Consider the following 7,518-nt stretch of genomic DNA (forward strand, 5'->3'; position numbering starts at 1 on the left):
ATAAACGTAAAACCAATCATGTAGAAGTGAAAATCTTCCCGTCAGGCAAAGAAACCAACCCTAACAAATAATAAAACACCAACCCATGTTTCTTTGCCAATGGTGCAATTACTCTAGCAGCTTCTTGCATATTACTATCTGGCAGCGGCAGAGAGACAGCAAAAGTATTCTGTAGCTGCACATGAGCGTCCGTTGCCCCAAATGCTAATGAAAGCTCAAATGACAAATCACCTTCATGAGCCAGTTGCTGTAGCTCAGTGGCAAACTCGAATATGTTTTCGCTATGAGCGCTGACTTCTATCTCTATAAGCTGCGGTAGTAATACACCTGCACTATCGTAAGAGATAGGCAGATACTCATCGCCATCACCCAAACTTGCATCCCAAACATAAAACAAAGCGTATTCAGTCATAATCAGCTACTCCAATGGCTCTACGGTAGATAAAATCTCTAAAAGCCTATCCCAGCGCTCATTCATTCTATTCTTAACATAGTCGTTTGGTGAGTTATCAATAAGTTCACGATACTGTATGATCAAATCATCATAGTCCTCTCGACCTGCAAGTTTGGCTAAAATAAGTTGTATATCCGCACTTTCACCATGGCTATGCCCTTTTGCAATCTTATTATGTAGTAACAAAAAAAGCTGATTGTAGCTGTCTATCTGATCTACTTCATCCAGTTTACTGACAAACTCAGTATTGATAAATTCAGGAATCTGTTTTTGCTTATCTGAAAAGCTGCTATAACATACATTCATATAATCTAGCTTTAAATAAGGAAACTGCTGTCTAAGCTCAGTTGGCAGCGATACTTTATCGTAAATCTCTTCAAAAGCTGGTGATACAAAATACGCATGAATCTTTAATATAAAATAGCCGTTCTTACCTTCTGCTCCTCCAGTTAGCCGCACATGACCATAAGGCATGGGCTTGGTACAACCATCGACTTCAAGAGAGTCAATAACGTTAGCGCTTGTTACTTGGCTACGCTGATAACCATAGCGTTCTAAACAATCATGCATGAATGGGTGCAGTATTTTTTCAAAGTCCTCTCTATCTCTAGGAACCTGTGCCTCTGGCTTATAAATATCAGCGGACTGTTTTGCCAGCGCCCGCTTTTCTTTTAGCAGTGCCATGCCTCTTGCGATGTTAGGCGGATAGATCGTACCATCTGGATAGGCGACCATACCCCGCGTGTCATAAAACACTAGCCCTAATTCTTCACATAAAGGGACGATAACATCTAGCGCTTCACCGTGCAGTGCTTCAGGTGTGGGTATGGCGACGCAAGCGGTTTTAGGATGTGTTTTCATCTCTAAATTTGTATTTACGTAGGATTCATAAAAGACTTCTGAATAATCAGAGGTTCTAGCTTCGTCCACAAGACGATCTGCTAGCTCAATAATGTTTGGACTGATATCATCCACTGGCTGCTGGCGCAAAGCTTCAAAGTCTTGAGTTGCTTGCTCCCACGAACTGTCTTTACTTGGTGTACAAGTAATTTGATGGATATCCCAAACGAAAAAGGTTTGTGCTGACAATATACTCTCTCCTAAACTATTAATGAAAACAATGGTTCTACTTATATTTATTATTAAACCAACAATGAATAGTTAAACTATATTCTTCCATAAAAATAACAGACCATTGCATAGCGACCTGCATCACCCCATAAACAAAGATAACCTCTTATAGTCTGATATTTCTTATTAATTGACAAGGATTATTCTTGCCTACTTTATTCTCTCAACCTGATTCATCTTTAAACTCCTTCGCCTCCCGCCTCCTTGACTGGTTCGCTGAAAACGGTCGCCACGACTTACCTTGGCAACAGCATCAAACCGATACGCCCAATCCTTATATTGTTTGGTTATCCGAAGTCATGCTCCAGCAAACGCAAGTAACGACAGTGCTGCCCTACTTTGCCCGTTTTATGGAGTCCTTTCCGACCGTGCAAGATTTAGCAGCAGCGGACTGGGATACTGTGGCAGAGCATTGGGCAGGGCTTGGTTACTATGCGCGCGCGCGTAATTTACATAAAGGCGCGAAGCAATTGGTCGAAGTAATTAATGAGAAGGGCGATTTTCCGCAAACCTTAGCCGGTTGGGAAGCGATATCTGGCGTTGGCCCGTCGACTGCTGGCGCGATTATGGCGATGGGGCTACATCGTTATGGCGTCATCTGTGATGGTAACGTTAAACGAGTAATCACAAGGTGGGCGGCAATCGATGGCGACATTACCAAATCTGCCACGACCAAAGAACTGTGGGCATTGGCAGAACGCTTAACCCCTAGGGAAAACTCAGGATTATTTGCGCAAGCCATGATGGATATGGGCGCAACCTTATGTACTCGTAGCAAGCCTGCTTGTCTGTTATGTCCGCTACAAGATGATTGTATTGCCCATGCGCAAGGTCGCGAAACCGATTATCCAGTCAAAGCGAAAAAGCAGCCTAAACCCAGTAAGTATAGCAATGCACTGTTAATTAAAAACTCTGATGGCAAAATACTGTGGTTACAACGCCCTGATAACGGTATTTGGGGTGGACTGTGGAGTTTGCCTTTGCAGTTTGTTGAAAAAATTGATGGTAAAGTAAGTGGCAAAACAACTGCTAAAAAATCAGAAGTCAGCGATGATAAACCATTAAAAGTTACTAGCAATGAAAAAGTATATGAAACAGAATTTACCACTGCTGAGCAGATTATTAACGAGTGGCTGAATAACAATAAAATAGTTGCAAAAACAGTCAGTAAAACTTTATTAGACGATGCCCCTATTAAGCATTCGCTGACCCATTTTCATTGGTATTTGACACCACAGTCGGTGACTTTAAATGCTAAGCAAACTGCCGAAATGACCGAAGCCTTACAAGCGGCAGAGATTAATATTCATTGGTTAAATGCTAATGATGCTCAGGCAACCCTTGGGTTGCCACGAGCGATGGTTAAGATTTTAGAACAATAAGTGAATTCACTTAAATAAAATTCATAAAAAAAGCGACTCACAATGAATCATGAGTCGCTTTTTTTATTTAAGAAATACTAGAAGATTAAGACTTTGGCACACGCAAACGCATCAAGCCTTCTTGTTGTACCGTTGCTACCAATCGACCATCTTGCCAAAACTGCCCATGGTTTAAGCCCTTGGCATTAGACGTGGTATCACTCCACATGTCATATAATAGCCAATTATTCAAATCAAAATTACGATGAAAATGCATCGAATGATCGATACTGGCCGCTTGTAAGCCGCTGGTCATAAAGCTAACGCCGTGTGACATCAGCCCTGTACCAACCAGATAAAAATCAGAAGAGAATGCCAACAGTGCTTGCTGAATAGCAATAGGCTGCTTGCCAAGCTCACGAATGCGCAACCAGTTCGCCTGTTTAGGCTTCATCGGCTCTGGATGAATCGGGTCACGCGGTTTGACCGGCTTAATCTCAACATGACGACGGCGCATAAAACGGGCTTTTAGCGCGTCTGGGACTTTTCCGACATACTCTTCTTTTAAATCCTGCTCGGCGAGCAAATCTTCAGGCGGCGGATAGACTGGCATATCTTCTTGATACTCCAAGCCTTCTTCCATCGGCGAAAACGAGGCAATCATCGAAAATATCACTTGCTCGATCGGCGCTTTGCCACGTACTTCTTTATATTGAATCGCCGTTACTTCGCGCGCAGACAGACTGCGACCGTCACGTAGGCGACGCACTTGATAAATCACCGGCTGATTGATGTCACCACCACGCAAAAAATAGCCATGCAGTGAGTGACAAGGCTTTTCTTGATCGAGTGTATGAGCCGCTGCCATGATCGCTTGCGCCAGCACTTGCCCACCAAAAATACGACTGCCAACATAGTCATGGCTCTTACCCTCAAAGACATCGGGGGTAACTTCAATAAGCGCTACAGTAGCCAGCAGCTCATCAATCAGTTGCGAATAATCGGACATGACGATATGTTTCCTTATTTTTATCAAAAACGCTAAGCATCTAAAAACGAGCCTCTAAAAACACGCACTCAACGATATCGATATGATATCGCGAAAGATCCTTTGCGGTTGAATGTAAAATAATTTGAAATCACTTGTTAGAAAGACACAAGGGAGATTCTAGAACAAAAAATACAGTTGTAGTAGCACGATGACTAAACATTCATTATTCGGCAAGAAGGCCAACATCTTACCCAAAATTGCGGGCTTTGGCTAGATAATAGCCACTTACTAGCCAGTCTCTGTCTCATGTATTGGGATAACAGATAAGATAGGCGAAATCCATTGTCATGAATCAATCATAAAAAAACGAGACGATTAAGCACCTCGTTTTTTTATCAGAATTTTAACTTATGGTTTTACTGCCACTAGCACGCGGATAGAGTCTGGCACTAGCGATAAATTACTTAAGGCTTGCTCGCCTTGGGCTTTTAGTTGCTCAAGACGTTCAATCTCTGCAGGACGGACGTTAGGATTGATAGTTTGCAGGTGCTTTAGGCGTTTGATTTCACGTGACCACTGCTGGCTAAAGCGGGCACTCGCTTGCTCACCAATCTCTGCAAGCTGCTGACGGGCAATGTCTTCTGCTTCATAATAACGCTGCTCAATCACATCGCCGCGCACTTTAATCACTTGGCGCGCACGGTTTTTATCCAAACGCTCAATATGCGGCATAATCATATCGGCGCTGATACGCGCGGATAAATCACTGCCCTGCTCACTGATAAACACACGGATATTTTGTGTGGTTAAAGTCGCTGGCAGATTGAGCACTTTTGGCGCGATTGCTTCAACACGGAAGTTCACCTCTAGCAGTACCATACCTTGCGGAACCGCGGCACTTTTTAACATCGCCACCGTGGTATTACCAAAGGTACTGGTACTTGCTAGCTCATAAATCGCGCGCATCAATGGATGCTCATGAGTGATAAATTCGATATCTTCACGCTGTAGCGCTTGCTCACGCTCAAAGGTCAAGGTCATACCGTCTTCATCGCCAAGTGGCAAGCCATCGATATAATCACTAATCTCAGTGCTATCAATCGGGGCAATCACCCACGAGCCATCGCGTTGGATATTATGGTCAATATTGGCAGAAGCAAAGAAACGCTCGATAAACTGTGGCAATAGATTATGCCCATCAAAATCACGCATGGCATCAGCGATACGACCAGCCACACGGGGACGGCACGAGTTGTATTCTAATAGGCGATCACGACCCGCTTGTAGCTGTGCTTCCAGCCCCAACCGCGTTTGTAGCGCTTCTTCGATAATATCTTGCAAGGTCGTACGATTAGCATCGGTATCCGCGCCTTCAAGCATCGGCTTTAGGTCTTGAATATACTGCTCTTGCACGCTCTGTGCGGTCGGTGAAATCTGATTAAACATATTGAGCGCATCGTGATACCACTGATACAGTCGCTCTTGCGCCGTCCCTTGTACGTAAGGCACATGCAGCATAATCTGTTGGGTTTGTCCGATACGATCTAGGCGACCGATACGCTGCTCCAAGGTATCTGGATTGGCGGGTAAATCCCATAGTATCAGCTGGCTGGCAAACTGGAAATTACGACCTTCTGAGCCAATCTCCGAGCACAATAATATCTGTGCACCTTCACTGTCTGCGAAGAATGCGGCTGCTTGGTCACGCTCAAGCAATGTCATCTGCTCAGTAAAGATAGCCGTCTTAATGCCTGCATGCAGACGTAATACCGCCTCCAAGCTTTCAACGGTCGCGCCACTACGGGCAATCAATAGCACTTTTTTATGCTTAAGCTCACCGCGCAAAATATCAATCAACCAAGGCACACGTGGGTCGTCTTCTAGCCAGCCGCCGTCAGGTTGGTTTTCTTCGCCCCATAGCTGCTCGCGCAATTTACCATTGGTTTGATAGCTGTCTATCCACGCCTCAGGCAATGCCAGTGGATACGGCTGACTGCTACGACCATAAAACCCTTTGACACTCTCACGAGTATTACGGAATAAAATACGACCCGTACCGTGACGATCTAGTAGCTCGTTAAGGGCATGTGTGCGCAGTTTTTCGTCATCATTAATCGTTGCCAACTCATCAAGGCTGATGTCTAGCAAGCTGCTTAACGCGGCAATTTGACTGTCGCTCAAAGGCTTGTCTTCGATTAACACAGCAGCGACGGCAGCCGTTTCAGCAAAGGCTTCTTGACCATCGATAAACTCATCCAAATCATCAAAGCGATCTGGATCGAGCAAACGCAATCGAGCAAAGTGACTTTGCGCGCCAAGCTGCTCAGGCGTTGCCGTTAATAGCATCACCCCTGGCGTCTCTTCGGCAAAGTCAGCAATCAAGTCATATTTATCATTGCCGCCTTGTGCCTCATCCCAATGCAGATGATGCGCCTCATCGACCACCAATAAATCAAAACCAGCTTCCATCGCTTGGTCATATAAGTCAGGATGATCGAGCAATAGATCCATACCCGCAATGATACATTGCTCGGTGGCGAAGACGTTTTGTTCAGGATCGTGTTCTTTAATGGCTGCCGTACGTACCAAATCAAATAAAGCAAAGTTTAAGTTAAAGCGACGACGCAGCTCAATCATCCACTGATATTGCAAACTGTCTGGTACGAGGATAAGCACACGCTCAGCTTTACCCGTTAACAGCTGTTGATGAATAATCAGACCCGCTTCGATGGTTTTACCCAGACCCACTTCGTCAGCGAGCAGCACACGCGGGGCGATACGCTTGCCAACTTCGTGGGCAATATAGAGCTGATGCTCGATGATATCGACGCGCGCGCCCATCAAACCTTTGAGTGGGTGACCGGCCAGCGCCGACTGCATACGCAGGATATCTTGGCGCAGCTCATACCAATCGCCGCGCTCAATACGACCAGCAAGTAGACGCTCAAGCGGCTTAGCCAAAGTAATATTGGCAGCAAGGCGGGTTTCCATAATGCCGCGCTCATGCTCATCGACACCATATTTGAGTACACCCATGACCTCATCAACAGCATTGACCATGTAGCACTTGCCATCTTGGTCATAAATGCTGTCGCCGACCTTGAACACCACGCGTGATAATGGCGCAGAATTTTTGGCGTAGACGCGCGTCTCTTCACTTTGCGGGAATAAAATATGCACACAGCGGTCATCAACATCGATGACCACCCCCAAGCCAAGCTCAGACTCCGTATCAGATAAATAACGTTGACCAACGGCGAATTCAGTACTGTGCAATGAAGCAATAGAGATAGTCATAAGGCGATGTCTTTTGTACTCAGATAATAGGAAAAAATAGATAGCTCACAATGAGAGTCGCTAGGGTTGTCACTAGCGCGATATCACTCATCAATAGTCTGATAGGTCACCGGCCATACCGGCAGCATCAGTTTATTAGCTAGGTCGCAAGATAAAGCCGACCATTATATAACGTTAGCGGCTAGATGAGTGCGTTTAGTTGAGTTTTCAAGGGCAGATTCGTGCAAGATTACCGCAATGCCAAGCATAAGTTGGTCATATAAAACAAGAAGATAACGACTCGC

At 45.1% G+C, this 7,518-nt stretch carries 5 protein-coding genes; 1 reads left to right on the plus strand and 4 read right to left on the minus strand.

The annotated features are described in order from the left end of the window. Positions 1-16: 16 nt before the first annotated feature. Together CXF65_RS05185 and CXF65_RS05190 are read right to left on the minus strand one after the other, a co-directional pair. Positions 17-412, minus strand: a complete 396-nt coding sequence (locus tag CXF65_RS05185; protein ID WP_101211279.1) for a hypothetical protein — start codon at positions 410-412, stop codon at positions 17-19. Positions 413-418: 6 nt separating this feature from the next. Then, positions 419-1,543, minus strand: a complete 1,125-nt coding sequence (locus CXF65_RS05190) for a hypothetical protein (RefSeq protein ID WP_101211280.1) — start codon at positions 1,541-1,543, stop codon at positions 419-421. Positions 1,544-1,731: 188 nt separating this feature from the next. Here CXF65_RS05190 and mutY point away from each other — a divergent pair, with 188 nt between their 5' ends. Then, on the plus strand, positions 1,732-2,967 hold the full coding sequence (gene mutY, locus CXF65_RS05195; RefSeq protein ID WP_101211281.1) for an A/G-specific adenine glycosylase: 1,236 nt from the start codon (positions 1,732-1,734) through the stop codon (positions 2,965-2,967). Positions 2,968-3,052: 85 nt separating this feature from the next. Here mutY and CXF65_RS05200 read toward each other — a convergent pair whose 3' ends face one another. Further along, a complete protein-coding gene (locus CXF65_RS05200) occupies positions 3,053-3,955 on the minus strand; it encodes an acyl-CoA thioesterase (protein ID WP_025651536.1) in 903 nt (300 codons plus the stop codon). A gap of 390 nt (positions 3,956-4,345) precedes the next feature. Beyond that, a complete protein-coding gene (gene rapA, locus CXF65_RS05205; RefSeq protein WP_198551966.1) occupies positions 4,346-7,234 on the minus strand; it encodes an RNA polymerase-associated protein RapA in 2,889 nt (962 codons plus the stop codon). Positions 7,235-7,518 lie beyond the last annotated feature (284 nt).

Source organism: Psychrobacter sp. Sarcosine-3u-12, from assembly GCF_002836005.1.
Taxonomy (GTDB): Bacteria; Pseudomonadota; Gammaproteobacteria; order Pseudomonadales; family Moraxellaceae; genus Psychrobacter; species Psychrobacter okhotskensis.

Coding starts and splice junctions, on each gene's coding strand:
- rapA (WP_198551966.1), bottom strand. CDS start 7,234: ATGACTATCTCTATTGCTTCATTGCACAGTACTGAATTCGCCGTTGGT.
- CXF65_RS05200 (WP_025651536.1), bottom strand. CDS start 3,955: ATGTCCGATTATTCGCAACTGATTGATGAGCTGCTGGCTACTGTAGCG.
- CXF65_RS05185 (WP_101211279.1), bottom strand. CDS start 412: ATGACTGAATACGCTTTGTTTTATGTTTGGGATGCAAGTTTGGGTGAT.